Raw genomic sequence first — 26816 nt, forward strand, 5'->3', positions numbered from 1 at the left:
ATCAAATGTTAGCGTCGACACCTGCTTCGATCGTGGCGATTGTGGTCACGCATTTTCCTGACGTTGAGATGTTGGGTGAGCAATTGACGCGTCTTGTGCCGCAGGTTGCAGCGGTGGTGTTAGTGGATAATGGTTCCAATATTGATATACTGGCATGGAATGCCGAGCGCAAGCTCAAAGCCATGTCAGCGGCTAGTGAGGTGATACCGTTGGGGATTAACAAGGGTATTGCAACGGCACAAAACATTGGGATTCGGTGGGCGCAACAGCAGCAGGTGACGTGTGTGTTATTCATGGATCAGGATAGCGTGCCAGCAGCGGATATGGTGGTGCATTTGTTCGCTGCATTAGTGAAATTGCCAGCCGTCGCAGCCGTCGGGCCACGGTATTGGGATGAGCGCCAAGCCTCACGTCAACAAAACTTAGCCTCCTTCATTCGACGTGACGGCCTTAAATTGAAACGTTATGCGTGTGACAGCGAGGGGGGCATTATTCCTGTTAGCTACTTGGTGTCCTCCGGTTGTTTAATTCCCCTGTCTGTATTGGAAAAAGTCGGGGGGATGCGTGATGAGTTGTTCATTGATTACGTGGATTTTGAATGGGGCTTACGTGCCGCGCATCATGGTTTATGCAGTTATGGGGTTTGTGCGGCGCATTTGCACCACCAATTAGGGGATTCACATCTTAAGGTGTTTAATAGGAACATTCCGTTGCATAGTCCATTGCGGCATTACTATTTGTGCCGGAATGCTGTGCTGCTCTATAAAATGGCTTGGATTCCGTATCAGTGGAAAGTAGCGGATGGCGCTAGATTGCTGCTTAAATGCGGCATTTATATTGTGTTCGCCCCACAACGCTTGGCACATTGGCGCATGATGGCATTGGGCGTTTGGCATGGCTTGAGGGGGCGATTTGGTCAATTGACAGCGAATACCTTATGACGGAGACACTACCAACGAATCCCCGCTTTGCAAGTAAACCCGCCGATAACTATCCGCCATCTGCTGCACCGTAAACTGCTGTTCCAACAATTCCCGGCTGGCACGCCCCAGCCGCTCACGCAATACCGCATCGTTTGCCAGCGTTTTGAGTGCGAGAATCGCCGTATCATCATGCTGAAACAAATAGCCATTGCGCCCATCCTGCACAATATCGGTATGCCCGGTGCATTCACTCAATACCATTGGCAAGCGATAACACATCGCTTCTAACGCCGACAGTGGCAAGCCTTCCCATAAGGAGGTGGATAAATAAATGTCAGCCTGCTGCAAGTGTTGCGCGACTTCTTTGGTGCTGACCCAGCCGGTGCAGCGAATATTCGGTGCGGTCAACAAATGACGCAATTCACCATCGCCGATCCAAACAAAGCGGAACTGGGATTCATTGGCGAATGCTTGTGCAATCGCATTAAAACGCGCCGGATTTTTCTGGTTAGAAATTCTGCCAACCACCGCAATGGTGCAAGGCGCATCATCCGATTTGCTCAGAGCTGATTCCGGTAGCCGCGCACAAGTAATGCCATTGTTGATGTAATCGGCATCAATACCGTGGGCGTGAAAACTCGCCGCTTCCGACGCTGAGCACGCAATCACCTGACCGCTGCATAAACTGGCAACCTTTTCTAAGCCAATAAACAGTGTTTGTTTGAGTGAAGTCACGTCTTGGCGCAGGAAGGCAACCCCGTGTGGTGTGTAAATAACCTTGCTGGATTGCCAGAGCAATTTTGCCGCAATACGCCCCAAAAATCCCGCTTTGGAGGAATGCAGATGAATAACGTCCGCATCGTGTTTGCTCAATAAACGCATTAGGCGCAACAACGCCAACACATCGCCCAATGGAGAAATGTCACGACTGACACCGTGCCAAGCTAACAATTTTACCTTGTTAGAAAAAAGACTTGCGTAATTATTGGGCGTGTCGGGGCGCTTCCCGTGAATGACAATATGCTCATGTTCCGGCATGGCATGAGTCAGTTGCGCCACAAAATGTAGTACACCGGCTGCGAATGATTCGGCTACGTGGATAACCTTCATAGTGGGTATTTGTCTTTGCTTTTTGATCGGTTAGTAGATAGTAGCTAATTTCTATATTTTCTGCTCTAGCAGTTGCGCAATATGTTGATTAATGTCCTGCCGAAACCGAGTGATGGAAAATTGTTGCGCAAATTCACTGATGCTGGCGGCATCCAGCAACTGGTTTTGGCGAGCTTCAAATTCATTCACCGCTTGGCGAATTGCTGCCACGCTTTGTTCTTGAAAATGAATGCCGGTTTTGCCGTGAAGCACGGTTTCAGCCGTTCCGCCTTGATTCAAGCAAATTACCGGCGTGCCACAGGCTTGCGCTTCGACCGGGATAATGCCGAAATCCTCCAGCGCGGCAAACACCAAGGCTTTTGCCTGCTGCATTAAGATGGCGACCCGTTGATCATCCTGAAAACCGAGGAACTCGATGTTCGGGGTAGCCATGCCACGCAGTTTTTCCATTTCCGGGCCATTGCCCACCACCACCAATTTGCGCTTCGTGTGCGCAAAGGCTTGCACAATCAGGTCGATACGCTTGTAGGGGACTAAACGTGAGAAGGCCAGATAATAATCATCTTTATCCGTCGATAAGCTGAATCGCAGGGTATCCACCGGGGGGTAAATGACGTGTGCTTCGCGGCGGTAAATTTTCTGGATGCGTTTGCGGATGTAATGCGAGTTGGCGATGAAATGATCCACGCGATTGCTGCTCAGCACATCCCACAGGCGCAAATGGTGCAAAGTGCGCCGACTTAGCCATGACTTAATGCTGCTGTTTTGCAAGTTACCGCCGCGCAGATAGTCGTGATACATGTCCCACGCATAGCGCACCGGCGTGTGGCAATAACATACATGCAATTGCCCGTGATGCGTCAGCACGCCTTTGGCCACCAAATGGGATGAGGACAGCACCAAGTCGTACTTATCCAAATTGAACTGTTCGATCGCAATCGGGAATAAGGGCAGGTATTGGCGAAAATGTTTACGCGCAAACGGCAAACGTTGGATAAAGGACGTTTGGGTTTGCTTGCCGCCTAACAACGATTCACGGCTGGTAGCATCCAGCCAGTCCACCAAGGTGAAAATATCAGCGTCGGGATAGAGTGTATTGAATTCTCCTACGCACTTTTCCGAGCCTGCCACTTCGTTAAACCATTCATGCACGAGAGCTACTTGCATCTAAAAACCTTGGCTTGATCAAACGTGTCTGCAACAATAGCTGGGCGCAATCTACAAACAGCGTGTCGCTGAATTCCCTTGATGGTCAGACCGTCGAATTTGTTTTCGCAAAAGTCGGAATTCTAGCACAATTTTGTGAGAGACACCTGTTGTGCCGTGATATGGATAGAGGGATGGGATAGCCATAATGAAAATTATAACCCCGGTAGGTGCCGAGGAAGCAACGCTTAATATTGCCCGTGTAAACTCATGGTTGCTGGTGATATTTGCTGCGACATTCATGCTGAGCATGGCTTTGGGTGGGGTGTTACTCACACTCATCTTACTGTTATGGCTAGTGGAAGGCAGATTTGCTGAAAAATTCCATGCTTTGAGGCATAACCGTTTCGCTTGGGCAGCGGTGCTGTTTGTCGGGTTACACTTGGTGGGATTATTGTGGACTAGCGACTGGGAATCGGTGGATTTGGTTCTGAAAAAAGAAGCAAAATACTTGTTGTTACCTGTTTTAATGACGGTCGTGCGCCAAGAACACATTCAGTATTACTTATTCGCCTTGATTGGGTCGATGGCGTTATTGGTCGGTGTCTCCTACGGTTTGTATTGGGACATACTTCCTGCTTATGCTGCCTTCAAGTTGGAAGATGCACAAGATTTCACCCCTTTGTTTAGCCATATCGTTTACAACCCGGTGCTGGCTATGACGCTTTACATTCTTTTGTATCTGGTGTTTTTTCAGAAAACCTTGTCGCCCACCTTCAGGGTGCTAGGGGGCGTGGTGTTTGTGTGGATGGGGATTAATATGTTCTTAACACAGGGGCGCATGGGGCAACTCGTGTTTTTAGTGTTACTGACGCTGTTTGTATTTCAATTTTACCGCAACAAATTGCTTAAGCCAGCGCTTGTGGCGTTGCTATTAGTGACTACGATTGTACCAATGGCTTATGTGTTGAGTCCGGTTGTGCAGGAGCGGGTGGATATGGCGATTCATGAAGCACAGTATTACCAGCAAGAGCCCAACTCCAGCGTCGGTTTGCGCGTTATTATGTCTTTGAATGCGTTAGAGATTATTCGCGAAAATCCTTGGTTTGGCGTAGGGACGGGCGATTACAAGCAAGAATATGCCAAGGTGAATCAGAAAAACTTCCCCGCAGCGGATCGCGGTGAAGTTTTCTACCACCCACATAACGTGTATTTGTTGGAATTGGTGCAATTGGGTGTCTTGGGTTTGGGGGTGTTGTTGTATTGGTTTTACGTGATGTTGGTAATGTATCAACGTTCGCTGAGTCCGCTACGCCCGTTGATGTTGGGTTTTCCAGTATTTTATGCGGTCATCTTTTTTTCTGACGGCTACATTATGGATCATTACCTGACATTTCTGTTTTTGCTCTTGGGTTCAATTTTATACACAGATTATGAGCCACCACCGCAGATGAGTGCATAGCCGTGTTGTACCTGCACCATTCCAACCAACTCGAACAACTTGCGCAGCAATTTGCACAGTTACAGCGCGAAAATCCGCTCGAACCCTTGGCGAAAGAACAAGTGGTGGTGCAAAACAGCGGCATGGGGCGCTGGCTTTCGCTGCAAACCGCTGGATACAACGGCATTACTGCCAATATACGCTATTTGTTCCCGGCGGAAATGACGTGGGAATTATTGCGCATGGTGTTGGCGGAAGTTCCCGCAAAAGACCCGTGTGCGCCAACGGTGATGCGTTGGCGATTGTTTGATATTTTCCTGAATGAACCCGAACAATGGCCGGAACTGGCGCGTTACCTGAGTGAGGGCGCGACCGCCGCTTGGCAATTGGCGGCGCAGGTTGCCAAAGTTTTCGACCAATACCTGTTTTTTCGCCCAGACTGGATTCGCGAATGGGAAAGTGGCAAAGGCGCAAGTGATGATTGGCAAGCGCGGTTGTGGTGGCGCGTTGCTGGGGAACAACAGTTGCCGCATTGGGTGCGCCTGCAAGAACGTTTTGCGCACGCGCTGGCTGGTATTGATCCGGCGGTGTTGCCTGAACGTATCTGCTTTTTTTCCGTGCCGGTATTGTCGCCCGGTTATGTGCAATTGCTGGGCAAGGTGGCGGAATACCTCGATATTCACATTTACCTGATGAACCCGTGCGCGGATTATTGGGGGGACATCGAGTCCGAAAAGCGCAAGCATAAACAGCAAGCCGATGTGCAAGATTATTTCAGCGTTGGCAACCCTTTGCTGGCATCGTGGGGGCGGCAGGGGCGTGATTTTCTGGATTTGCTGATTGAAGCCAATGCCGATTTGGATGACGTGGAACTGTTCGGCGAACCGGATGAAAGCACGTTGCTGGGGCGGATTCAAACCGACATGCTGTTGCTGCGAATGCCGGAAGTGATGGAGTGGGACGCGGCAGATACGTCCATCGCGTTTCACGCTTGCCATTCGCCGATGCGCGAAGCCGAAGTGTTATACGACCAATTGCTGGCGTTGTTTACCGCGCATCCTGACGTGACTCCGGCGGATGTGGTGATTATGACCCCCGATATTGATAAGTATGCGCCGTATTTGGATGCGGTATTTTCCAGTGCGCCGTACCCGTTGCCGTTTAGCATTGCGGATCGCAGCCCCGGTTATGCGCAAAGCATCACCAATCTGTGCGAACATTTGCTGAGTATTCCGCAAGGGCGTTGCGATGTCGAAACCGTGCTGACTTTGCTGGAATTCGAGGAAGTGCGGGCGCGTATCGGCGTGGATGAAGCGCAAGTGCAGCAATGCCGCGCTTGGATTCGTGCCGTCAATATTCGCTGGGGCACGGATGCGGGAATGCGCCCCGAACTCGGCGGCGCTAACACGCCCGAACATACCTGGCGTTACGGGCTGGATCGTTTGCTGTTGGGTTACGCCATGCCGGGTGAGGCATTGTTCAACGGTATTTTGCCTTGGAATGAGATTGAAGGCAGCCAAGCCGAAATGCTAGGGCGCTTGCAGCAGGTATTGGAAGCGGTATTCGAGTTGGCAAGCTGGGGGCGACAGTCGCAAACTTTGGCGGAGTGGAACCGACGTTTTCGCTACTTGTTGGATGCAGTGGTGGGCGACGATGCACCGCTGCAAGCCGTGTGGCAAGCCTTGGATAATTTGGAAAAAACCGTGGCGCAAGCCGGTTTTGAGCAGTCGCTGGAATGGGCGGTATTCCAAAGTGCCTTGGCGGAACAACTTGATAAACGCAGCGAATCCGACGGCTTTTTGGGGCGCGGTATCACTTGCTGTGCCTTGATGCCGATGCGCACCGTGCCGTTTCGGTTTGTGGCGCTGATTGGCATGAATGACGGCATTTACCCGCGCCGCGATGCCCGCGCCAGTTTCGACCGCATGGGGCAAGGGATCAAACGGGGCGACCGCCTCAAACGTGACGAAGACCGTTACCTGTTTCTGGAAAGTATCCTCTCGGCTCGCGATTGGTTGTACCTCAGTTATGTTGGGCAAAGCCCGCACGATAACAGCGAATTGCCCCCCTCGGTGCTGGTCAGCGAACTCATGGATTATCTGGAACGTTGCGCTCCCGACTGCCGCGAAACGCTGTTGACTAAACACCCGTTGCAAGCGTTTAGCCAAAAATATCTGCGGGGTGAGAAGGGTTTGTTTACGTATAATTCGTACATTGAGCCGCAAGCGGGTAATGCGACCCTGACCGTTTGCCCGACTTTTTGGCAAGATTTCACGCTTCCCGAACCTGACCCCGCCTACCGTTCCCTAAATCTGGCTGATTTGATTCGTTTTTACCAGAACCCAGCGCGGGTGTTTCTCAAAGAGCGCTTTGGTTTACGCTTGAGCGAATACGCGGAAGATCTGCCGGTACGTGAGCCATTCGGCTTGGAAAAATTCCGTGAGCGTGACGTGCGCGACTGTATTTTTCAGCAATTGCAGCAAGCCTTGCCGGTGAGTACTGCCGAGCCGTTGTTGCGGGCGCAGGGCTTATTGCCACACGGCAAACCCGGTGAGTTGGTGTTTAGAAAAGAGGCAGATGTTACCGAGGAATTTTTCAACCGCATCCAACCGTTAGCGGTGTGGCAGCGTGAGCCGTTTAGCCTGACCGATGGGGATTTCTACCTCAGTGGCACGCTCAATAAACTGGATGTGAGGGCAGGGCGCACACTCTACGAACTCGGCAAACTGAGTTACTGGAACTGGTTGGATGCGTGGCTACACCATCTGGCGCTGAATACCTTGCCGGAAAGCTTTTGCCCCCACGTCACGCTGATTCATACACCGGAAGAAAGTTATCAGCTTGAACCCGTCAGCGATGCGCGTGAACAGTTGCAGCAATTGTTAGCGTGGTATTGGCAGGGTTTGCAAGCACCGTTACCGTTTTTCCCCAAATCCGGTCTCAATTTGATGGAGCAAAAAGAGCCGGAGGTGGCAAAAGTCATGAGTACGTGGGAGGGCAGCGGCAATTTTGCAGGCGAATGCGAAAAGCCCGAATACCGCTTGTTGTACCGTGACAGCAATCCGCTGGAAACGCAGGAAGCAGAATTCCTAGCGATTGCTCAGAGCGTATTCGGGCAAATGCTTAGCGTAAGGAAATGATCGGCCAGCCTTTTTCCTGCGCGATAGTGCGTAAGGTGTCATCGGGGTCAACAGCGACGGGGTTGTCCACCATTTCCAACAAGGGCAAATCATTGCGGGAATCGCTGTAGAAATAACTGCCCGCCAAGGTTTCCGCACGGTTTTCCAGCCAGTGTTGCAGGCGCGTGACTTTGCCCGCTTGGAAACACGGAACGCCCACGATTTCACGGGTATAGCGCCCGTCCATCACTTTGGGTTCAGTTGCTAACAAGTGTGGAATGCCAAAGGCTTCTACAATCGGGCGGGTGATAAAGCTGTTGGTGGCGGTAATCACCACCAGCGTGTGCCCTTGGCGGCGGTGTTGTTCGACCAATTGCTGTGCCGCGTCGGTGATCATGGGGTGAACGCTGCTGATCATGAATTCGCGGTGCAATGCCGCCAGTTCTGCCATGCTGCGCTCACTTAGCGGCTGGAATGAAAATGCCGCGAATTCGTGAATATCGAGCACACCTTGTTTGTATTGATCGTAAAAATACTGGTTGGCCGTTTCGTAATGCTCACGTTCGACCAAGCCTTTGCTGACTAGAAACTGTCCCCATGCATAATCGCTGTCGCCATTGAGGAGGGTGTTATCCAGATCAAAAAGTGCCAAAGTCATGTTTTTCTCACCTTAGTTGACGAAAACCGCTGATTGTACCCGCTTTTCACTCACGTTAAATTGCTGAATGATGACAGTTGTGGAAAAATCAGGGAAAGTTCAGCTTTGGAGAATGAATCGTGATTGATCAGGAAGGATTCAGAGCCAATGTGGGCATCATCCTCTGCAATTGCGACGGGAAAGTGTTTTGGGGGAAACGGTTAGGACAGGATTCCTGGCAGTTTCCACAGGGAGGAATAGATCAAGGAGAATCGCCGATAGACGCCATGTTTCGTGAACTGTACGAGGAAGTCGGTTTACGGCACGATCAGGTGGAAATTGTCGGGCAAACTCGTGGCTGGTTGCGGTACCGCATCCCCCATTACATGATTCGCCGTCGTGCGAAGCCGTTGTGCATCGGGCAAAAGCAGCGCTGGTTTTTGCTGCGCCTGTTGTCCCACGACTATGATGTCAATTTGCAGGCTACCGGGAAACCGGAATTTGATCACTGGGAATGGGTGGATTATTGGCATCCTGCCCACCAAGTGGTGTTTTTTAAACGTCGTGTATACCACCGAGCGCTCAACGAATTAGCGCCGTTGTTAGGATGAGAAGACCCTCACCCCCCAACCCCCTCTCCCAAAGGTAGAGGGGGAGCAAGACAAAGATAGCTAGATCTCTTCTCTTAGCCCCTCTACCTCTGGGAGAGGGGTTGGGGTGAGGGGATTTCTTAAAACGGCTTCACTATCGCTAAAATCACAATCACGATCAGCAATACGCTAGGCGCTTCATTGAACCAGCGATACCATTTGTGATCGTGCGTATTCGCGTCATTGCGAAACTTAACCATCAGCGAGTAACACGCGTGGTGATAACCCAGCAGCAATACAATCAGCAGCAGTTTGGCGTGAAACCAATGGGTTGCGACCATCAGATATTGCCAATTAAGCGCCAGCATAATCAGTCCACAGACCAGCGTGATTCCCGCCCCAATGGTCATAATCGCAAACAAGCGCCGTTCCATGATTTTAAACAGCGCGAAACTGCCGCTGTTTTCTGGCATGGCGTGGTAAACATACAAGCGTGGCAGGTAAAACAGCCCCGCAAACCAAGTCACCATGAAGATGACGTGAATAGCTTTGATCCATTCGTACATAAATTATCCTTTAAGCATGGAACGGATTTGCTGTTCCAGTTGGTCGAAATCGAAATTACCGAGTTGCATTCGGGTGATTTTTCCGTCTGGGTTGACGAGAAACGACGTTGGCGTGACTTTGATACCGCCAAACGCCCGACTCCATTCGCCCGTTTTGTCGTAGACCAAATCGTATTGCATCCCTTTCTGCTGACGCATGGCTTGGATGGAGGCTTCTTTATCGTGCGGCAGCGCAACGGCGATGGTGCGGAATCCCGTGCCTTGCAGCTTTTGGTTCAGGTCTACCAAATGTGGGATTTCTTTCACGCAGCCGGGGCAATCGGTTGCCCAAAACACCATCAGATAGGGCTTGCCTTTGAGCTTTTCCAACTCAATCGCTTGCCCATCAATGGTTTGCAACGTGATAGCAGGCGCGGCATTGATACCGCCCGCTGGAGCGAGTAAGAAAAAGGCTACAATGCCTGCGATGAATGCCAAAATGGCGATTCCTTTGAGATCCAGTTTCATAGGCTTGGTGTTTGTTAATCGTTAAGGAAGGCGTATTATACAGGGATTTTTCGAGCCGACATAAAAAGAGGTAGTGTGAAAAGGAAGATTGGCATTGTGGGCGCGACAGGTTATACCGGCGTCGAATTGTTGCGCTTGTTAGTGAGCCATCCTGAGGTTGATATTACGTGCGTGACCTCCCGTGAATACGCGGGCAGCCGGGTGGATGCGATGTTCCCCAACTTGCGGGGTTATGTCGATTTGGCGTTCACCGCACCCTCTGATGACGCCTTGAGCGCGTGCGATTTGGTATTTTTTGCGACACCCAACGGCATTGCGATGAAAAGTGCGCAAACCTTGTTGGATGCTGGCACTAAGGTGATTGACCTTGCCGCCGATTTTCGCATTAAAGACATTGCGGTCTGGGAAAAATGGTACGGAATGCAACACGCCAGCCCGCAATTGGTGGAAGAAGCGGTGTACGGTTTGCCCGAATTAAACCGGGCGCAAATTCGCAATGCACGGCTTGTCGCTAATCCCGGTTGTTACCCCACCGCTGTTACCTTGGGCTTATTGCCCTTGGTGGAAAACGGTTTGATTGATGTGGCAGGGATTATCGCCGACACTAAATCCGGTGCCAGTGGCGCGGGGCGTAAAGCCGAAGTGCATACTTTACTGGCAGAAGCGGGGGATAATTTCAAAGCGTATGCGGTAGCCGGGCATCGCCATCAGCCGGAAATTGCGCAAACGCTTTCCACGCTTGCCCGCACGTCGGTTAGCCCGGTTTTTGTTCCGCATTTATTGCCGATGATTCGCGGTATTCACGCTACACTGTATGCAATGCTGACCAGCGAGGCCGATTTGCAGCAGCTCTATACCACCCGCTACGCCAACGAGCCGTTTGTGGATGTGATGCCTGCCGGTTCGCACCCTGAAACCCGCTCCGTGCGTGGCGCAAACATGTGTCGCATGGCGATTCACCGTCCCGGTAATGCCGCACGCGTTGTGGTACTCTCGGTGATTGATAATCTGGTCAAAGGTGCAGCGGGTCAGGCCGTGCAAAACATGAATTTGATGCTGGGTTTAGCAGAAGATACCGCGTTAAAGCAGCCGGGCTTATTGCCCTGATGAATACACCAAGAGATAGTAAACACTCATGAGTCTAGAGTATAAATTTGAAAATCGCGGCACGGTACAAGTGCGCCCGACCGGGAGCGACAAACGCAGCCCGTGTTGGTACATGCTGGTAGGTGTCCTGTTGTTGTTGACTGCCTTAGCGGGCTGGTTATTTTTTAGTGGCTACATGACCCCTGCGAATGCGTCGGGTGGTATCCATGCCATGACCTTGCGCGGTAAAATGGACGAGCAAGAGCGCCTGATTGCCCAGCAAGCCACCACCCTCCGCGAACTGGAAGATAAATTAGCCTCTGCCAAACGTGGCGAAGACGTTCAGGTGGTCGCCAATGAAGAACTTAAGCGCAAATTTGCCGCTGCCGAAGCGGATCTCACCGTGCAGCGTGGCAAACTCGCCTTGTATGAAGAAATTCTGTCGCCAGCGGGGTTAGAGCAAGGCTTGCACCTCCAGCATTTCGCCGTCAAAGAACGTTTGGTTGATAACGATGGCAAGAAAATCAATGAGACGCGTCTGTATCAGTACCACCTTGTGTTGGCGCATATTCGCAGTGGCGAGGAAGTTATCAAGGGCAGCTACAGCATCGCGATCAGTGGCAAGCAAGATGGCAAATCCGCCAGCGTGTTGCATAAAGACGTTACCCCGCCGGGCGAAACAGCTAATACGGCATTTGAAGTGAAGCATTACCAAAGTCTGGAGGGCAATTTAGTCTTCCCTAAAGATTTTGTGCCAGAATCCATTAAAGTCAAAGTGACGCTGGCGTCGGGTGAAACCCCGGAGCGCTTGGCGAAAAGTTATGATTGGTCTTCTTTTAGTAATAAAGTCAGCGCCGTGGTGACTGACTCCACCGCATCCATCACCAAGGAGTAAATGAACATGTTCGGAAAATCCGCCAAGTCTAACAGCGGTAGCACCAGTAGTCCTGCCCCCAGTCATCATGGCGACCAGAAAATTCGCAGCGCCCAGATTGACACGATTATTGGCAAAGGCACCACCATTGACGGCGATTTGCGTTTCTCCGGTGGTTTGCATGTCGAGGGCGTCATCAAGGGTAATTTGGCAGCCGATGGCGACAATGCCACGCTGATTTTGAGTGAGCATGGGCATATTCAGGGTGAAGTGCGTGTTCCCAGCATGGTATTAAACGGCGCAATCGACGGTGACGTGTTTGCCGGTGGCAAAGTGGAGCTGTTTGAAAAAGCCCGTATCTGTGGTGATGTGTACTACAACTTGCTGGAAATGGCAGTAGGTGCGGAAGTCAACGGCAAGTTAGTACGCCAGAAACCAGAGTCCGGCAAATTTGCGCCGCCACCTGCGCTCAGTGCACCAGCATCCGACAGCGAATAAGGCCTTTTTGCCTTGTTACCCCGGCAATGGTAACGTAACACAATACATTTGTTTTAAGGAGATCACCCATGAGCGTTGAAACCGCTATCCCTGCACCGTTGGTCTTTACTGACGCTGCTGCTGTTAAAGTCAAAGCCCTGATTGAAGATGAAGGCAATGCAGCACTGAAACTGCGCGTATTCGTGCAAGGCGGCGGTTGTTCCGGCTTCCAGTACGGCTTCACTTTCGATGAAAACATGAACGAAGATGACACCGCCGTGGAAAATGCTGGCGTGACGCTGTTGATTGACCCGATGAGCTTCCAATACATGGTCGGTGCAACAATCGACTACACCGAAGGTCTGGAAGGGGCGCAATTCGTTATTCGTAACCCGAATGCGACCACGACTTGTGGTTGTGGGTCGTCTTTCAGCCCGTAAGCTGTATTTGCATTGATAAAAAAAGCCGCTTTCGCGGCTTTTTTTATGTTCAAGGCTTACCCCGTATTGCGCATCCCCGCTGCAATCGCATTAATCGTCCGCAACAAGGTCGGCAACCAAGGCGAATCGGTATTCCCCGTTTCCGCCACATACTGCCGATGCCGCCGGATCAGCGTGATCTGGATATGGTTCAGCGGGTCAAGGTAAGGGTCGCGGCGTTGCAGTGAATATTGCAGCAATGGCGTTTCTTCCATCAGCCCGCTGATGTGTGCTACCGCCAGCACTTCCGCCACCGTCAACTCGTATTCGGTGCGGATGTCAGTAAAAATCTGCTGCGCATTCTCCTGATCGCTGGCGAGGGCGGCGTATTCCTTGGCGGTATCCATTTCGCCTTTGTACAACGCCATTTGCGTATTGCTGAGCAAGGAACGGAAGGCTGGCCATTGCGCATACATGCGTTCCAGCAATTTGCCGTTGTCGGGGTGTGCTGCGCGGAACGTGCTTAACGCCGTGCCGATGCCGTACCAAGCGGGCAGGGTATGCCGCGATTGCGCCCAACCGAATACCCACGGAATCGCACGGATCGAGCCTTTGTCACGCACGGTTTTCTTGCGGTGTGACGGGCGTGAGCCAATGTTCAGCAAGGCGATTTCCTGCACCGGGGTAGCTTCGTAGAAATAATCCATCAGCCCCGGCGTCCAGTCGGTCAATTGGCGGTAATGCTGTTCGCCGCTCGCCGCAATCGTGGACATGGCTTGGTGGAATTCGTCGGGATATGCGCCGCGTTTTTTCAGCAAACCCACGCTGGCTTTGAGCAGCCCGGTGCAACCCACGCCCAATTCATACACTGCCGTTTCCACGTTGCTGTACTTTGCCGCCAACACTTCGCCTTGTTCGGTGAATTTGATTTGCCCGTGTACGGTGTCGGGTGGTTGCGCAATAATCGCTTCGTGAGTCGGGCCACCGCCGCGCCCAACCGTGCCGCCGCGCCCGTGGAACAAACGGCATTTCACCCCGTAACGGTCGGTCAGGGCAATGACTTCTTGCTGTGCGTTGTACAAGTTCCAGTTGGAAGCGAGGATGCCGCCGTCTTTGCACGAGTCGGAATAGCCCAGCATCACTTCTTGCAGATTGCCTGACGCGGTTAAGCAGGCACGATACGCGTCATTTTCCAGCAAATGGCTTAACACGCTGCTAATGCGCTTAAGGTCGTCGATGGTTTCAAACAGCGGTGAAATCTGGATGTGGCAGAACAATTCGCGCTGCGCATCGTAACCGACCAAGCCCGCCATGTGTGCCAACAACATGACTTCCATAATGTGGCTGGCGTGATGCGTCATCGAAATCACGTAAGTGCCGAAAATGCCCGCGCCCGCTTCGTTACGCATTTCGACAATGGAGTCGAAAATTTCCAGCGTTTCGGCCGTGCGTTCGCTGAGCTTGGGGCGGTGTGGCATGGGTAAGCGTGGGCGTAGAATCAATTCCGCCAGCACTTCCATGCGTTCGGCTTCGGGCAATTCCAAGTAGTTGTGGCACAGACCGGAGAGTTGCAGCACTTCGGCGACGGTTTCGCTGTGGATGGTGGATTCTTGGCGAATGTCGAGTTTGTACAAGCCAAACCCACAGGTTTCGGCCAAACGAATCAGGTCTTTGAGTTCGCGCCCGGCAATTACCCAGTCGCCGTGGCTGCGCAGCGAGTCGCGAATCAGGTACAACTCGTTGATGAATTCACTGACATCGGTGTAAGCATCGGCTGAAAGTTGCGCGTGTTCACTTTGCAGGCGTGCATTCACGGTTTCGAGCGTTTGGCGCAATTTGTGGTGCATTATGCTGAGCAAGCGCCGGTAAGGTTCTTGCTGAAAACTTTCGTGGGCGTAATGAAAGATGACTTCGCCGATACCGATGCGCTGGTCTTCTTGCTGCAAATACGCGGTGAATTCCGGGGTCGGAGTGATGAATTCCACCGAATGCGAGAGGATCGAACGCAAGTCTTGCACGCGGTGAATATAGGCTTGCAGGGCGAGCTGCATTTGCATCCGAATCGCTTTGCGCGTCAGGGCGGGGGTGACAAACGGGTTGCCGTCACGGTCGCCGCCGATCCACGAGCCAAAGCGCAGGAAACTGGGCACGGTGACAGCACCCCAGCCGTAGGCTTTGCGGGTAGCGCGTTCAAAATAACGGTAAACAATGGGAATGGCGTCAAACAAGGATTCGCGGAAGTAGTACAAGCCGTAACGGATTTCATCTTCAACCGTGGGCTTGCGAGTACGCACTTCGTTGGTGCGCCACATGAGCTGAATTTGCGCTTTCAGGTGGCGCATCAGCGATTCGCGTTCACTCTCTTCGGGGTGATTATTGAGCTGGTCGATCACCAAAAAGATGCGGCGCTGAATTTCCATCAGGGTACGGCGGCGGGCTTCGGTGGGGTGCGCGGTGAATACCGGAATGTAGCGCATTTGATCCAACAGGCTTTGCATTTGCTCGGCAGTCAAGCCTTCTTGCTGAAGCTCCAATACGGTGCGACGTACCGACCCTTTCCACAATTCGCTGTCATTTTTTTGGATTTCGCGGCGGCGTTCACGGTGCTGGAAATCTTCTTCGACAATATTGGTGAGGATGTAAAAGGTGTTAAACGCCCGAATCACTTGTTCGAGCATGTCCACATCCAGCGCGTCAATCAATTGCATCAACTCGGTGCGGGCGGCGTCATCGTTATTTTTACGCAGGCGAATGTAGCCACGGCGTAATTTTTCCACCATGGTATACACGGCTTCGCCTTCCTGTTCCTTGATGATTTCGCCTAGCAGTTCACCAAACTGGCGAATATTGTGCTGCAACTTGGCAACGTCGAAAGGCTTTTCTGTAGTGAAATTCATGGTCTGTGGTGTCCCCTGATAGTTAATACACAATTACATGCAAAAAACATGCAAAAAGTAGACCGGCATTATGCCTGAAGTGTCACAAGCCACAAAGCCGCCAGTAAAAGATGACAAACGCGTGAAGTTTTGGCGTTTTGTTGCAATGCAGCAAAAAAGTCGTTGACTCTGTTTTGGGAAAGCGATATTGTGCACTGCATCAAATGCAGGAATGCATGGCAACCCCCAATTTCACAACCGCACTAGGAGATACAATATGCAAAACGAAATGATGAACATCGTCAAACAATTCAGTGACAGCGCCATGGCTTCTGCCAAGAAAATCGGCGAACTGAACATGAAAACGTTTGAAACACTGGCGACTAAGCAAGCTGACCTGATGAAATCTTGCGTCGAAATGGGCACTAAAAACGCAGAAGCAGCGACTAAAGTCAAAGACTTGACTGAACTGACCGCCATGCAACAAGACGTGACGCGCACTTGTGGCGAAAAATGGGTAGCTAACATGCGTGAAGCTACCGAAATGTTGACATCCGTGCGTGACGAACTGACTGCCATCATGGAAGAAGCGGCAAAATACACCCAAGTTGGTGCTGAGCAAGCGGTAGAAGCAGGTAAAAAAGTTGCGACTGAAGCCGTAGAAAAAACTACCGCTGCGGTTGAAAAAGCGTCTGCTGAAGTCGTTGAAATGACCAAAGAAGCGGCTGATAAAGCGGTTGAAGCCACTCAGAAAGTTGCTGCTAAAACCAAAGCTGCTTAAATAACGGTTTTGACAGTGGGTCAGGGTGTGTAACTCCTCCTCTCCTCTCTCTAGCGACCTGACCCGCTTCTCCTCCATTGCCCGCTCTTGTAGCGGGCAATTTTTTGCCTATTCCGCGTCAAATTCCAGCGCCGCCACTACCGGCATGGCGTGACCGATAATCCCCTGCAATGCGCCGTACATGCCTGTCGTGCTGCCGATCACCCGTTGCAACTGCTTTTCACGTTCTGCCCAATGTTTTTCCATCGCGCGGCGTTCTTTGTGGATTTGCGCTTGCATGGTGTCGAAGGCTTCCACAATCGCTTCCACCCGTTGGCGGAATTCGTCACCGGACAGGTAACGCCACAGCAATTCCATTTTCGCATCCAAACCCTGATTGGCGGCGCGTGCAAAGCTCACCGCCAGCAATTGTTCGCGCAATACGGCGGCGAGGGCAGGCCAGCTTTTCAAATCACTGACCCAGATGCCGTCAATGCGCCCGAAACCGCGAATCTGTTCCGGCACAACGACCGACACCAAGACTGCCAGTGCTGCTCCGGCGGTACGTTGGTCTTCTTTGAGTTTGTCGAGCCAAGCGGGTTGCCAAGCTTTGGTGTTTTTCGATTCCCAAATGATCGCGCCGCATTCTTGCAACTGGCTGTTGATCACGGTTTGGATAATATCCGCGCCGCGCATTCCTTTCGGCACGGGTTGGATGCTGTCGTGCGGGAAGGTGTGTTGCAGGGTGGTTTGCATGTCCTGTTCTAGCACTTCGCCTTGTAACTCTTGGGAACCGAGTTCGCTGCGGCGTTTGGCGTTTTCTAAGTCTTTGAGCAGATTGCTGATTTGCTGATCTTTTTGTTTGAGCTTGAGGTCTTGTTCCTCGGCGATTTGATTGCGCAGACTGTGTTCGAGTTGCTGGCGGGCGGTGTCGAGACGGCGTTGAATTTCGATTTCCATGTCGCGGGCGCGGGCTTCGAGTTCGGCTTTTTCTTGGCGCAATTGCAGCTCGGCTTGGTTAGCGGTGGCGATGCGCTGTTGGCTGGCGTCGAGTTGTTGTTTCAGCAGGGCAATGTCTTGCAAGGCTTGGCGCTGTTGTTCGCTCACTTGTTGTTGCAGCAGTTCGCGCTCGTGTTGCAGGCGCTGTTGCGCTTGTTGTTCGGCGCGGGCGGTGGCGGCAATGATCGCTTGTTGCTGTTCGGCGGCGAGTTCTTGGCGCATTTGCCCGCGTAGTACGTCGGAAATGGCAATGGTTGTGCCGCACTGGTGGCATTCGATGGTGGTGTCTTGCATGGTGATAGCCCTTGGTTACTGGATGCGCAGAGTATAGGCGCAACCCGCGACGAAGGGCAGTTTGGCAAGCTTGTCAGTGTTGGGGGGCGTTTACATTCGGGGTTCGCGGCGCAGCGGTTCGGCGCGTGGTGGTGTGGTGTCACCGGGTTTGGCGTTCATGTAGCAGGCGTGTTTGCCGTCGCTGTAACCGATGCGGTAGAACACCGCGAGCGCGAGGGTTAGTACGATGCTGGCGAGGGTTTGGTAAATGCCAAACGCTTCAATCGCGGTGCCGAGCACCCAGAATAAGCCGATGCCCGCGAAGATCGAACCGGCGATAGCGGTGTGTATGCGTGTTGCCATGAGAAGCCCCGTGCTGTTTTTATTAATAAGTTAAATTAATGATAGCAGCGGAGGAGATGGGCGTATAGAGCACAACGATTAATTTAAGCGCGTGACCCGTAGGTCGGACTTTAGTCCGACACTTTTGCTGAAATTAAAGCTACCCTCATGAATCGAAAGGCGTCTTAATCCCTTTTAAATCAGGGCGGTCTTCAGAAACCTCTTTCTACCTTCAAAGGTGTGTCGGGATTCGTCTTAATCCCTTTTAAATCAGGGCGGTCTTCAGAAACCTTGAAACGGGTGTAACGAAGAAGATCAAGCGTCTTAATCCCTTTTAAATCAGGGCGGTCTTCAGAATTTTTGCAGATGCCGAATCAGCCAGCTTGTCATCGTCTTAATCCCTTTTAAATCAGGGCGGTCTTCAGAACTTGTTGCCAACAAACTAACACTTACTTACCAAGTCTTAATCCCTTTTAAATCAGGGCGGTCTTCAGAAATAGTACCGATAATGCTATTGCTAGATTTGACGGGTCTTAATCCCTTTTAAATCAGGGCGGTCTTCAGAATTTTTCACTACGCAAAAGAAGGCGGGATGATGAGGTCTTAATCCCTTTTAAATCAGGGCGGTCTTCAGAACCATTCCACTTCCCAAAAACGCACAATAGAGGTGGTCTTAATCCCTTTTAAATCAGGGCGGTCTTCAGAAGTGTCTTTTTCAATTGGTAAAGTATCTAAAACGTCTTAATCCCTTTTAAATCAGGGCGGTCTTCAGAACCTACTAAGGTACGCTATACGTTCAAAGAAACCGTGTCTTAATCCCTTTTAAATCAGGGCGGTCTTCAGAAGAAATTGAGGTAACACAATGGTCTAGCAAAATGTCTTAATCCCTTTTAAATCAGGGCGGTCTTCAGAAGAGTTTGTGTTATGAGCAACGTGACTTTTGGAACGTCTTAATCCCTTTTAAATCAGGGCGGTCTTCAGAGTCAAAATTTGCTGTACAGAATAAAAATTATTGTCTTAATCCCTTTTAAATCAGGGCGGTCTTCAGAGCTATCACGTTCCGGGGCTCTGTGGAACCCAACACGTCTTAATCCCTTTTAAATCAGGGCGGTCTTCAGAGATGGCAAGATTGCCAGCGTGCCTGAAGAAGAGGCGTCTTAATCCCTTTTAAATCAGGGCGGTCTTCAGAGGCCGTTGCACCAATGGATGTAAGGCTTGGCGACAGTCTTAATCCCTTTTAAATCAGGGCGGTCTTCAGAGAACATGCACCAAGGAAGGTGCGGGTCAAGTAGTCTTAATCCCTTTTAAATCAGGGCGGTCTTCAGAGAGGGCAATGAAGGGGTACACGACGGGTCAAGGGGTCTTAATCCCTTTTAAATCAGGGCGGTCTTCAGAGCCGTATTTCCCGTGCACGCGTGAATCACGGAAGTCTTAATCCCTTTTAAATCAGGGCGGTCTTCAGAGCTTTAGAAGACTTTAATCACAATGAGGGCTGGTCTTAATCCCTTTTAAATCAGGGCGGTCTTCAGAGGTTAAGCATCAGGCAGAATGCCCTGTTTGTGGTGTCTTAATCCCTTTTAAATCAGGGCGGTCTTCAGAGGGCTCGTGTCTAATCGGCCTTTTGAATCAGTGGGTTACAGAGACCCTTAGCAGGAAATTCACTGTGCAAAAAGTTGTCTTGGGCGAAAATACAACAAGATGAGTTTTTAAAGAAGCGACACGCTCAGGTTTTGCGTGTTAATGGGTTGATTTTACAATGATTTAGCGGCGAATGGAAGGATTATTCAGCAGGTTGGGTAAAATCAACCCCTTCGTAAATCTCCGCCAGTGTCAACATGCTCTCAGGGCAGGGCAGAATGAGCGCTTGTTCCAGCGCATCAAACCGCGCCACTTCCCAGCCCGTTTCTGCATCGCGGTAATACATTGTCACTAACGGCTGATCTTGCGCCACAATCAAATAAACCTGTAACGATGCCAGTTTTTGGTAAGCAAGGGCTTTTTCGGTGAAGTTTTTCCACGCAGTCGCTTTAGAACCTACCTCCACCAACAAACACGGTTTTTCCAGATAATAGGCATGAGTATCATCCCGTTCACAACCTACCATCACATTCGGGTAGTAATAAGCATCAGCACCTTGCACCCGAACTTTGACTGTCAATATATTAACCGGGCAGCCAATGGATTTCCCTGCCAAATCCAAGGCGAGCGCTACATTCAACACGATATGGTTATGTCGCCGTGAATTACCCGGCATAGCAAACACTTTGCCTTTCACGTATTCATGGCGTATCTCAGCGCGTTTTTCACCTTCCCAATACGCCTGTTCGCTGATGTAAGCCGGATGATCGGGTGTTATCTTGCTCAGCAACATAGCCATACTCCATCTACAACGTATCCCGATTATAGCGCAGTTGTGCAGGCAACTTCGCCCCCGTCAGCAGCACGCCGTCATCCCACAACGCCTTGCCCAACGTCACCCACTCCGGCGCATTCGGCAACGGGTACACCCGAATATCATCCTGCTTGGGGTGGATCAAGGTACGCAAATGCTTCAACACCTTCTCGCGCCGTTCTGCATCCAACTCAATCAAAAACACCGAATACTGCAACGGCAACGCAATCTTTTTCAGGTAACGGTGTACCCGCCCCAACCGCTTAGGGCTGGCAATGTCATACGCAATAATATGCGGCAAACGCCGATGCGCCATTAGTCCGCCTCCTGATGTTTCAGCAAACGCCACAAGCGATTCAACGCCACCCGTGCGCGTTCCTCAAAATGCCCGTGATGCGTTTCGTAAAAATGCACCATGCTGTAACGCAAACCCTTTTCCGCAAACACCTGCGGCACATCCCCACGCACCACCAGCCAATACGCTTCCAGCAGCAACAGCTTTTCCACATCCCGCGACAGATGCACCCGCCGCGTCAACGGCAACTGGATATTGTCACTAAACCCATACACCGCCAGCACCTCACTCACATGGCTGGCAATCGGCGCTTGCAACTGCGCCACAAACAGCGCAAAGCGGCACGGCAATTGCGCCTGCACCAACGGTTCCACCTGCGCCATCACCCGCTGCGCCACCGACCCCAGTAACGGACGTTGGCAAGCCCGCGCCATGCGCTGCACCCAGCGGCTTTCCTCATGCACCCGCCACTGCTGATACAACGCATCCCCCAGCGCATCATCCGCGCAAGCGTGCAACAACGCCTCCAACGAGGTTTGGCTGCTGCGGTCACTCAAACAATGCCCCACCAACACCCCATCGCGCCCGCGAAATGCCACCGGAATCCCGTATTCCAGACACGCCAGCAACGCCGCCGTTTCCCACTCCACCTTACCCGTCACCACCACCCGCGAAATGCGCCGCAACGGGTAAAAACGATCCGCCTGCTCATGCGCTTGCACCCGCAACGCCACCGCATCCAACCCCACCGCATTCGCCTGCGCCACATCCAAATACAACGGTTTACGCATAAGATTCCCCCTCCCATTCCCGCATGGCTTTGATCAACCCACGCACCTGCCAGCGCATCGCCCGCCCCAAGGGGCGCAAGCGCGTTTCCAAACTCGCAAAAAACACCTGCCGCCCCGCCTTATCCAAAAAGCAGCCGTTCACATCCGTCTTGAAATGGTGTTCGCGCAACGTCTGGGTACGAAAACATTCCCACACCCACGCATCAATGTGCGGTCGCCACACCTCGATCAAATCCGATGCCAACGATTCCCGCCCGAAACTGGTTTCGTGATAAAACCCCAGCAACGGCTCCAGCCCATGCGTGTGGATAATCTGCACCGCGCGGTTATGCAACAAGGTATACGCCAGCGACAAGGTAGCATTCACCGGGTCAGGCGGCGGACGCCGTTTACGCCCCGCAAACCCCAACGCCGCAGGCAACACCGCCGCAAACGCGCCAAACATTGCCCGCGCCGCCGCGCCTTCCATCCCCAACAACGATGCCAAACTTTCGGCGTTTTCCAGATTCGCCAATTGCGTCCGCAATTGCTGCTGCGCATCCGTCAACGCCTTACGCTGATCCGCCCGCTCCACCAGCATCTCATCCAACAAGCGCAAATGCGCCGCGAATTTCGCCGCCAACACCTGCCGCGTAAACGCCAGCCGCCACGCCGAATCTTGCGCCAGCCGATAATGCAGCAAACGAATGCTGGCATCGTTATGCCCGCTGCCCAGCAACACCGCCCGCCGCTGCGGTTTGCGCTGGCTGGCAACACTGAACGCAATGCCGTGTTCCGCCAATGTCCCCAATACGCTGGTATCCAATTGCACATTGGCAAGGCACACCACCCGCTCCAGCAACGCCAACGGCACCGGGCGCTGGCGCACCTCACCCAGCCGCGCCACCAGCGTTGCGCCTTCCACCTCCAACGTGGCATTTTTATGATCAATGTATAACGTTGTCATGATTCCCCCCCTTCACCCCAGATAAAACCAGTCCGGGTCAACCGGCGCGACCCCCAAGCCCAGCGTATGCACTGTCTGCCGCGCATCCAGCCGAATCAGCAGAAAACTGTCGTCATCCTCATCCAGAATAAAGCTCATATCGCCCAGCAATTCGCCTTTTTCCGCATCCGTCAACCACACCTCATGCACCGACTTTTGCCCACCCGTGGCATACGCCCGCACACAATGCAACGCCGCCCGCAGCCGCCCCGCATCACTCACGTCATACGCCGCGAGGTACAACACCCGCTGACTGTCAGCCATGTTCCACCCCACTAAACGCGGGTACGGCGGGCAGTTTCAGCAAGCCAAACCCGTGGTAGCCCTCACCCTCGTGGTGATACAACAGCACCGGGCAACCGTTGCCGAGTTCCGCGCCGACCATTGCCGCCGCCATGCCGGGGCCTGCGTGGAAGTAGTGGATACGGTCAACGCCTTGCGCGTACATTTTCCCGACTTGCTGGCGCACACTGGCTTTGAAGGCATCGAGTTGATACACGCCCAGCCCGTCACGTTGCAGGTGAAACACCCGTTCACGCGGAATGTCGCGCAAGTTGTCGTGTTGCTGGCAATAGTTTTCCACCGCCGCGCGGATATTGCGCCCCGGCAACAAGTCGATAATGAAAATGGCAGGGCGATTGCCCGGAGCGGTGCGGATGGCTTGCAGGTATTGGCGGTAACGGCGGCGATTGCCCCATACCACCTGATACCACGTCCAGAACACCGGAATGGCGAGGATTAGCCCGATGACGATACCGAGCGGGTCGAGGATGGTGGTGATAATGTCGAGTAGTGGTTGCATGGTGTCCCCTGTTTGAACGTTAAAGAACCCTCACCCCCCAGCCCCCTCTCCCATAGGTAGAGGGGGGCAAGAGCTTGTTTTTCTTAGCCCCTCTACCTATGGGAGAGGGGTTGGGGTGAGGGTCTTTGAAACATCATGCCGCAAATAGGGGAAGAAGTCGGCAATGACAAGCTTGTCAGTTAGGCTGCATCCATTGCTCCAGATGGCTACGCAGTTGTTGCAGTTGCGTGCCATGCAGCACCTTGATGCGTAAGTCTTTGGCTCGCTGCATGTCGTAATCCGGCAACGGTTTGTAGCTGACCAGCATGGCACGCGCTTGCAGGCCACCAATCGCATCCGCCAGACTGTCGAGTTTGTAGAGCGTTTCCGCCCCGCTGTGGCTATCGCCGCGCTTAAAGTTTTTGGCTTTGCATTCAATCAGGTGCAAGCGATTATCCGCTAAAAACACCACATCCAGTTCATTGGGGATTTTGCCGGGGTCACGTTCCACTGACAGGCTTTGCGCGGTGTCTTGAATCGACGGAAGCTGTTTTTTCAGGCTGTTCACCGTGGCAAACACGTACTGTTCCAACCAGCCACCGTTGGCAAAAAAGCGGGCTGATTCGCTGCTGAACACCAGACGTTGATCCTGTTGTTGCAATACACCGATCTGTTCGAGTCGGTCGAGCAAGTCTTGCAAGGCATCAAATCGCTGGTGTTGCTTGTCCAGTACCTCCGAGCGCAGGCTACGTTCCGCTGTATTGGCATACCAGTTCAATACACCGAGCGCCCCGGAAAAATACTGGATGTGTTGAATCAGCTCCTGCGCAAAGTCACGGTAATCCGGCGGCACTTGCACTGACCCACGTTCCGTTACCCGTCGCCCGTGTGCTTGGATGAAGTGTGGAATACGGATACGCTGTGCAAGCTGATGGCGGGCTTGACCCGTTGGATGCATCCAGATGATTTGGTCTTTTTCCGGGTGCACATAGAAAATGGGTTTGTCCAAGGCGCGAAAGGCTTCATAAGCGGCAATGCTCATCGGCTTGGTTCCGCCCGTGGCATTCAGCATGATGTTTTCATCATCGTGTTGCACCAGCAAATCCAGCACCCGGTCGCGGATGTGTTCGATATTCCACGGGTGTTCAATTGACCAACGCGATACTTTGACACCTGCTGTCGCTTTCAGGACTTGTTCCAGCCAGTCTGCACGGGTTTGCATGTCAGGGCTGACCAGCAGGATAACTCGGTCAGGGCGGATGTCGGCATCCAGCGTGGGCGTAATATTGGGTGTTGCTTGCCCAGAAACGAGGTAAAGGTGGGTTTTCATACGGCTTTCCGTTGTGCCGCATAGCCTTCTAACCGCGCCCCGTAGGTACGCATATCTTCCGCCGTCAATTCCTTACCCCGCGCATCCGCTGGCAATTCCAACGTCAGGTGAAAATACGTGCCGCCCCGCGCATTCACTTCCGCCACCAGATTGATCGGCAACGTGCCAAGGATTCTGTCACCCGGCTGCACGATAGCCACATCGAAATGCGCCAGCCGCTCATCGACGTGAAAGCCTTCCGATTCTGCCCAATCGACCGCACCGGGGTGGCGCGAGATGAAGTAAGTGGTCATGGTTTCCCCTTGTTGTATCCGCGTTATGTTAGAAAAACCGCAGTGTAAAGCAGGGCAGGGGGCGGCGCGAGGTTGGCAAGCTTGTCGTGCTATACTTGGCGCATCACCGAAAGCAGGGTTTACCGATTATCTTTCTTGCCATATTGTTGGGAAAACGCCGTCAGGTTGCCTTCAAATACCAATCCTTCGCCCCACTCACTCAGCCTGATCATCTAATCTTCTTGGGATAAATCAACTTCGCATAAATAATCCAGATGCATATCTCTTTCACCATCTGCATCCAGAGCGTATAGACCCATAAGTTTGAGCATAGCTTTGTTTGCTAAAAGACTGCGAGGCGTTGTTGCCTGAAGTGCTTCAATTAATTCAGGTGCAAAATTCCACACATGACCATCGTGAGAGTAATAAATGGCGCAAGAGCCACACCTTGATGCATTAGTTTTATTCTTGACCGTGTTGACATAACCATGACCTCTTAACTTAAAAACACCTTGGTATTGTAGTAATACATGGCTGATCAAGCTAAAAATAAATAGCGAAGGCAGTAGATCAAGGTGAGGCGAAGACGGTGGAGGGGTGGAAAAGCGAGGTGTTGGTTTAAGCCAACCACGCCTTTATTGCGCCCGCTTTTGACCTCAATCGCCAGCAAGCAGATGCAGGAAGCGGCGTGGTTGTTGCAAACGGCTGGTAAGCTGCGCCAGTTGCGGGCGTTGGTGCATGTGGCTCTCCGAATTACTCAGTGTGTTGAGTAATTTTACTCAGTAACAAATGAGTCTTCAATGCTTATTGACTCTTGCATACAAACGCCTAGACTCAATGGTTAAGTTTGACTTTCCAATTTTCTAACGTTTAGGTGATGCCCGTGACCTATGTTCAGGTAAAACACAAATATCAGGTGACGATTCCCGCAGCCCTGCGCAAACGCCTCAACCTGCACGAAGGCGATATGCTGGAAGTACGGGAACAGGATGGATTGCTGGTGTTAGTTCCCCAAGCGGTGAGCCAACGTCCGGCTGTACAACCCCGCAGCCCCTTGTTGGCAATGATTGGGGCGAACAAGGGCAGCAACCTGTACAAATCCGCGCAGGATGCCGATAACTTTATCCGCAAGCTGAGGGATGAATGGAACTGAGCAGCATTGGCAAGGGTATTTTTTATCTGGATGCCAATGCGTTTATTTATGCGCTGGAAGCACACCCCGAATTTGTCGGGCAGGTAACAGCGTTGTTTGAAGTGATTGCAGCGACAGGCAGTATCAGTGTCACCAGTGAGCTGACTTTGGCAGAGTGTTTGGTCAAACCGTTCGAGAAACAGGATGTCGGGTCACAGATGCAATATGAGCAGCATATCAGCCCGTCTGAGGCGTTGCTGGTCATTCCGGTATCACGCCAAATCCTCAAAGATGCGGCGCAATTGCGGGCGTTTTTCAAGAACAAGTTGCCGGATACCATCCATCTGATCACCGCACTCACCAGCGGCTGTACCTATTTTGTTACCAATGATGACCGGATCAAGTTTCCGCCACACATCACACCCATTATTATCAGCAAGCTAATGCTTTAAAAATAGCAGGTGGTGAAACTGCACCTCCGAAGGGAGATGCAGCGCATCACTATTTGTATTGCGTCACACGGTGACGTTTCCAGCATTTATGGTGATAACAGGCCTTGATTTTGTCATCCCACGCATTAGCAAGACCTTTAGGGCAGCGCTTGGCGCGAGGTTTAACATCTTGGTCAATGGCATCAAAATACAGTTTTGCTTCACTGTGTGTTTTGGGTTTTTTGAGATACCCCATAACCTT

Annotated in this window: 27 protein-coding genes and 1 CRISPR repeat array; of the genes, 11 read left to right on the forward strand and 16 right to left on the reverse strand. The window is 52.1% G+C overall.

Going from position 1 to position 26816, the window contains the following annotated elements:
* The first annotated feature begins 5 nt into the window (after positions 1–5).
* Positions 6–941 (forward strand): glycosyltransferase family 2 protein, encoded by a 936-nt coding sequence (locus L3K52_06440; protein ID UOG93367.1) that lies wholly within the window; start codon positions 6–8, stop codon positions 939–941.
* Here the strand turns inward: L3K52_06440 and L3K52_06445 are convergent.
* Together L3K52_06445 and L3K52_06450 are read right to left on the reverse strand one after the other, a co-directional pair.
* On the reverse strand, positions 936–2033 hold the full coding sequence (locus L3K52_06445) for a glycosyltransferase (GenBank protein UOG93368.1): 1098 nt from the start codon (positions 2031–2033) through the stop codon (positions 936–938). The genes L3K52_06440 and L3K52_06445 overlap by 6 nt on opposite strands.
* Before the next feature lie 51 nt (positions 2034–2084).
* Positions 2085–3200 carry a glycosyltransferase family 4 protein gene (locus L3K52_06450; protein ID UOG93369.1) on the reverse strand — a complete coding sequence of 372 codons (1116 nt, stop codon included), beginning with the start codon at positions 3198–3200 and terminating at the stop codon, positions 2085–2087.
* Positions 3201–3387: 187 nt separating this feature from the next.
* Between L3K52_06450 and L3K52_06455 the strand changes: the two genes are divergently transcribed.
* Together L3K52_06455 and recC are read left to right on the forward strand one after the other, a co-directional pair.
* Positions 3388–4641: an O-antigen ligase family protein gene (locus L3K52_06455; protein UOG93370.1), complete on the forward strand. Its 1254-nt coding sequence runs from the start codon at positions 3388–3390 to the stop codon at positions 4639–4641.
* A gap of 2 nt (positions 4642–4643) precedes the next feature.
* Positions 4644–7760, forward strand: coding sequence for an exodeoxyribonuclease V subunit gamma (gene recC / locus L3K52_06460; protein ID UOG93371.1), 3117 nt, complete (start codon positions 4644–4646; stop codon positions 7758–7760).
* Here the strand turns inward: recC and L3K52_06465 are convergent.
* A complete protein-coding gene (locus L3K52_06465) occupies positions 7744–8397 on the reverse strand; it encodes an HAD-IB family hydrolase (GenBank protein UOG93372.1) in 654 nt (217 codons plus the stop codon). The genes recC and L3K52_06465 overlap by 17 nt on opposite strands.
* Before the next feature lie 119 nt (positions 8398–8516).
* Here L3K52_06465 and L3K52_06470 point away from each other — a divergent pair, with 119 nt between their 5' ends.
* Positions 8517–8987, forward strand: a complete 471-nt coding sequence (locus tag L3K52_06470; GenBank protein UOG93373.1) for an RNA pyrophosphohydrolase — start codon at positions 8517–8519, stop codon at positions 8985–8987.
* Between the two features lie 119 nt (positions 8988–9106).
* Here L3K52_06470 and L3K52_06475 read toward each other — a convergent pair whose 3' ends face one another.
* Positions 9107–9532, reverse strand: a complete 426-nt coding sequence (locus L3K52_06475) for a CopD family protein (GenBank protein UOG93374.1) — start codon at positions 9530–9532, stop codon at positions 9107–9109.
* 3 nt (positions 9533–9535) lie between these two features.
* Positions 9536–10009, reverse strand: a complete 474-nt coding sequence (locus tag L3K52_06480) for a TlpA family protein disulfide reductase (protein ID UOG93375.1) — start codon at positions 10007–10009, stop codon at positions 9536–9538.
* Between the two features lie 105 nt (positions 10010–10114).
* Here L3K52_06480 and argC point away from each other — a divergent pair, with 105 nt between their 5' ends.
* From argC to erpA, 4 genes are all read left to right on the forward strand, one after another.
* A complete protein-coding gene (gene argC, locus L3K52_06485) occupies positions 10115–11146 on the forward strand; it encodes an N-acetyl-gamma-glutamyl-phosphate reductase (protein ID UOG93376.1) in 1032 nt (343 codons plus the stop codon).
* A gap of 28 nt (positions 11147–11174) precedes the next feature.
* The gene (locus tag L3K52_06490) at positions 11175–12020 is read left to right on the forward strand and encodes a hypothetical protein (GenBank protein UOG93377.1); all 846 of its coding nucleotides are present in this window, start codon (positions 11175–11177) and stop codon (positions 12018–12020) included.
* Complete coding sequence (locus tag L3K52_06495; GenBank protein UOG93378.1) at positions 12021–12497, forward strand: polymer-forming cytoskeletal protein; 477 nt, start codon at positions 12021–12023, stop codon at positions 12495–12497. It begins immediately after the preceding gene.
* A gap of 68 nt (positions 12498–12565) precedes the next feature.
* Positions 12566–12916, forward strand: coding sequence for an iron-sulfur cluster insertion protein ErpA (erpA, locus tag L3K52_06500; protein ID UOG93379.1), 351 nt, complete (start codon positions 12566–12568; stop codon positions 12914–12916).
* A 56-nt stretch (positions 12917–12972) separates the two neighbouring features.
* Here erpA and ppc read toward each other — a convergent pair whose 3' ends face one another.
* On the reverse strand, positions 12973–15792 hold the full coding sequence (gene ppc, locus L3K52_06505; GenBank protein UOG93380.1) for a phosphoenolpyruvate carboxylase: 2820 nt from the start codon (positions 15790–15792) through the stop codon (positions 12973–12975).
* Positions 15793–16048: 256 nt separating this feature from the next.
* Here ppc and L3K52_06510 point away from each other — a divergent pair, with 256 nt between their 5' ends.
* Entirely contained in the window at positions 16049–16552 is a 504-nt protein-coding gene (locus L3K52_06510; GenBank protein UOG93381.1) for a phasin family protein, read from the forward strand.
* A gap of 108 nt (positions 16553–16660) precedes the next feature.
* Here the strand turns inward: L3K52_06510 and L3K52_06515 are convergent, their stop codons facing one another.
* From L3K52_06515 to csx16, 10 genes are all read right to left on the reverse strand, one after another.
* On the reverse strand, positions 16661–17824 hold the full coding sequence (locus tag L3K52_06515) for a DUF2130 domain-containing protein (protein UOG93382.1): 1164 nt from the start codon (positions 17822–17824) through the stop codon (positions 16661–16663).
* A gap of 90 nt (positions 17825–17914) precedes the next feature.
* Positions 17915–18166 carry a hypothetical protein gene (locus L3K52_06520; protein ID UOG93383.1) on the reverse strand — a complete coding sequence of 84 codons (252 nt, stop codon included), beginning with the start codon at positions 18164–18166 and terminating at the stop codon, positions 17915–17917.
* A 161-nt stretch (positions 18167–18327) separates the two neighbouring features.
* Positions 18328–19745: a CRISPR direct-repeat array (repeat unit 35 nt; unit sequence GTCTTAATCCCTTTTAAATCAGGGCGGTCTTCAGA).
* 180 nt (positions 19746–19925) lie between these two features.
* Complete coding sequence (locus L3K52_06525) at positions 19926–20516, reverse strand: Uma2 family endonuclease (GenBank protein UOG93384.1); 591 nt, start codon at positions 20514–20516, stop codon at positions 19926–19928.
* A 13-nt stretch (positions 20517–20529) separates the two neighbouring features.
* Positions 20530–20853: a CRISPR-associated endonuclease Cas2 gene (gene cas2, locus L3K52_06530; protein ID UOG93385.1), complete on the reverse strand. Its 324-nt coding sequence runs from the start codon at positions 20851–20853 to the stop codon at positions 20530–20532.
* Positions 20853–21623 (reverse strand): CRISPR-associated endonuclease Cas1, encoded by a 771-nt coding sequence (locus L3K52_06535; protein ID UOG93386.1) that lies wholly within the window; start codon positions 21621–21623, stop codon positions 20853–20855. The genes cas2 and L3K52_06535 overlap by 1 nt, the downstream gene beginning before the upstream one ends.
* Complete coding sequence (cas1, locus tag L3K52_06540; GenBank protein UOG93387.1) at positions 21616–22569, reverse strand: CRISPR-associated endonuclease Cas1; 954 nt, start codon at positions 22567–22569, stop codon at positions 21616–21618. The genes L3K52_06535 and cas1 overlap by 8 nt, the downstream gene beginning before the upstream one ends.
* Positions 22570–22581: 12 nt before the next feature.
* Positions 22582–22872 carry a CRISPR-associated endonuclease Cas2 gene (locus L3K52_06545; GenBank protein ID UOG93388.1) on the reverse strand — a complete coding sequence of 97 codons (291 nt, stop codon included), beginning with the start codon at positions 22870–22872 and terminating at the stop codon, positions 22582–22584.
* Positions 22865–23410 carry a hypothetical protein gene (locus L3K52_06550; GenBank protein ID UOG93389.1) on the reverse strand — a complete coding sequence of 182 codons (546 nt, stop codon included), beginning with the start codon at positions 23408–23410 and terminating at the stop codon, positions 22865–22867. The genes L3K52_06545 and L3K52_06550 overlap by 8 nt, the downstream gene beginning before the upstream one ends.
* Positions 23411–23585: 175 nt before the next feature.
* Positions 23586–24719, reverse strand: coding sequence for a DUF1887 family CARF protein (locus L3K52_06555; GenBank protein ID UOG93390.1), 1134 nt, complete (start codon positions 24717–24719; stop codon positions 23586–23588).
* Positions 24716–25012 carry a CRISPR-associated protein Csx16 gene (gene csx16 / locus L3K52_06560; GenBank protein ID UOG93391.1) on the reverse strand — a complete coding sequence of 99 codons (297 nt, stop codon included), beginning with the start codon at positions 25010–25012 and terminating at the stop codon, positions 24716–24718. Before csx16 ends, L3K52_06555 begins: the two co-directional genes overlap by 4 nt.
* 862 nt (positions 25013–25874) lie before the next feature.
* On the opposite strand from csx16, the gene L3K52_06565 reads away from it, so the two are divergent.
* Positions 25875–26144, forward strand: coding sequence for an AbrB/MazE/SpoVT family DNA-binding domain-containing protein (locus L3K52_06565; GenBank protein UOG93392.1), 270 nt, complete (start codon positions 25875–25877; stop codon positions 26142–26144).
* Positions 26135–26575, forward strand: a complete 441-nt coding sequence (locus tag L3K52_06570) for a PIN domain-containing protein (GenBank protein ID UOG93393.1) — start codon at positions 26135–26137, stop codon at positions 26573–26575. Before L3K52_06565 ends, L3K52_06570 begins: the two co-directional genes overlap by 10 nt.
* The last annotated feature ends 241 nt before the right edge of the window (positions 26576–26816 follow it).

Origin of the sequence: Candidatus Thiothrix sulfatifontis, assembly GCA_022828425.1 — a bacterium.
In the GTDB taxonomy this organism is placed as follows: domain Bacteria; phylum Pseudomonadota; class Gammaproteobacteria; order Thiotrichales; family Thiotrichaceae; genus Thiothrix; species Thiothrix sulfatifontis.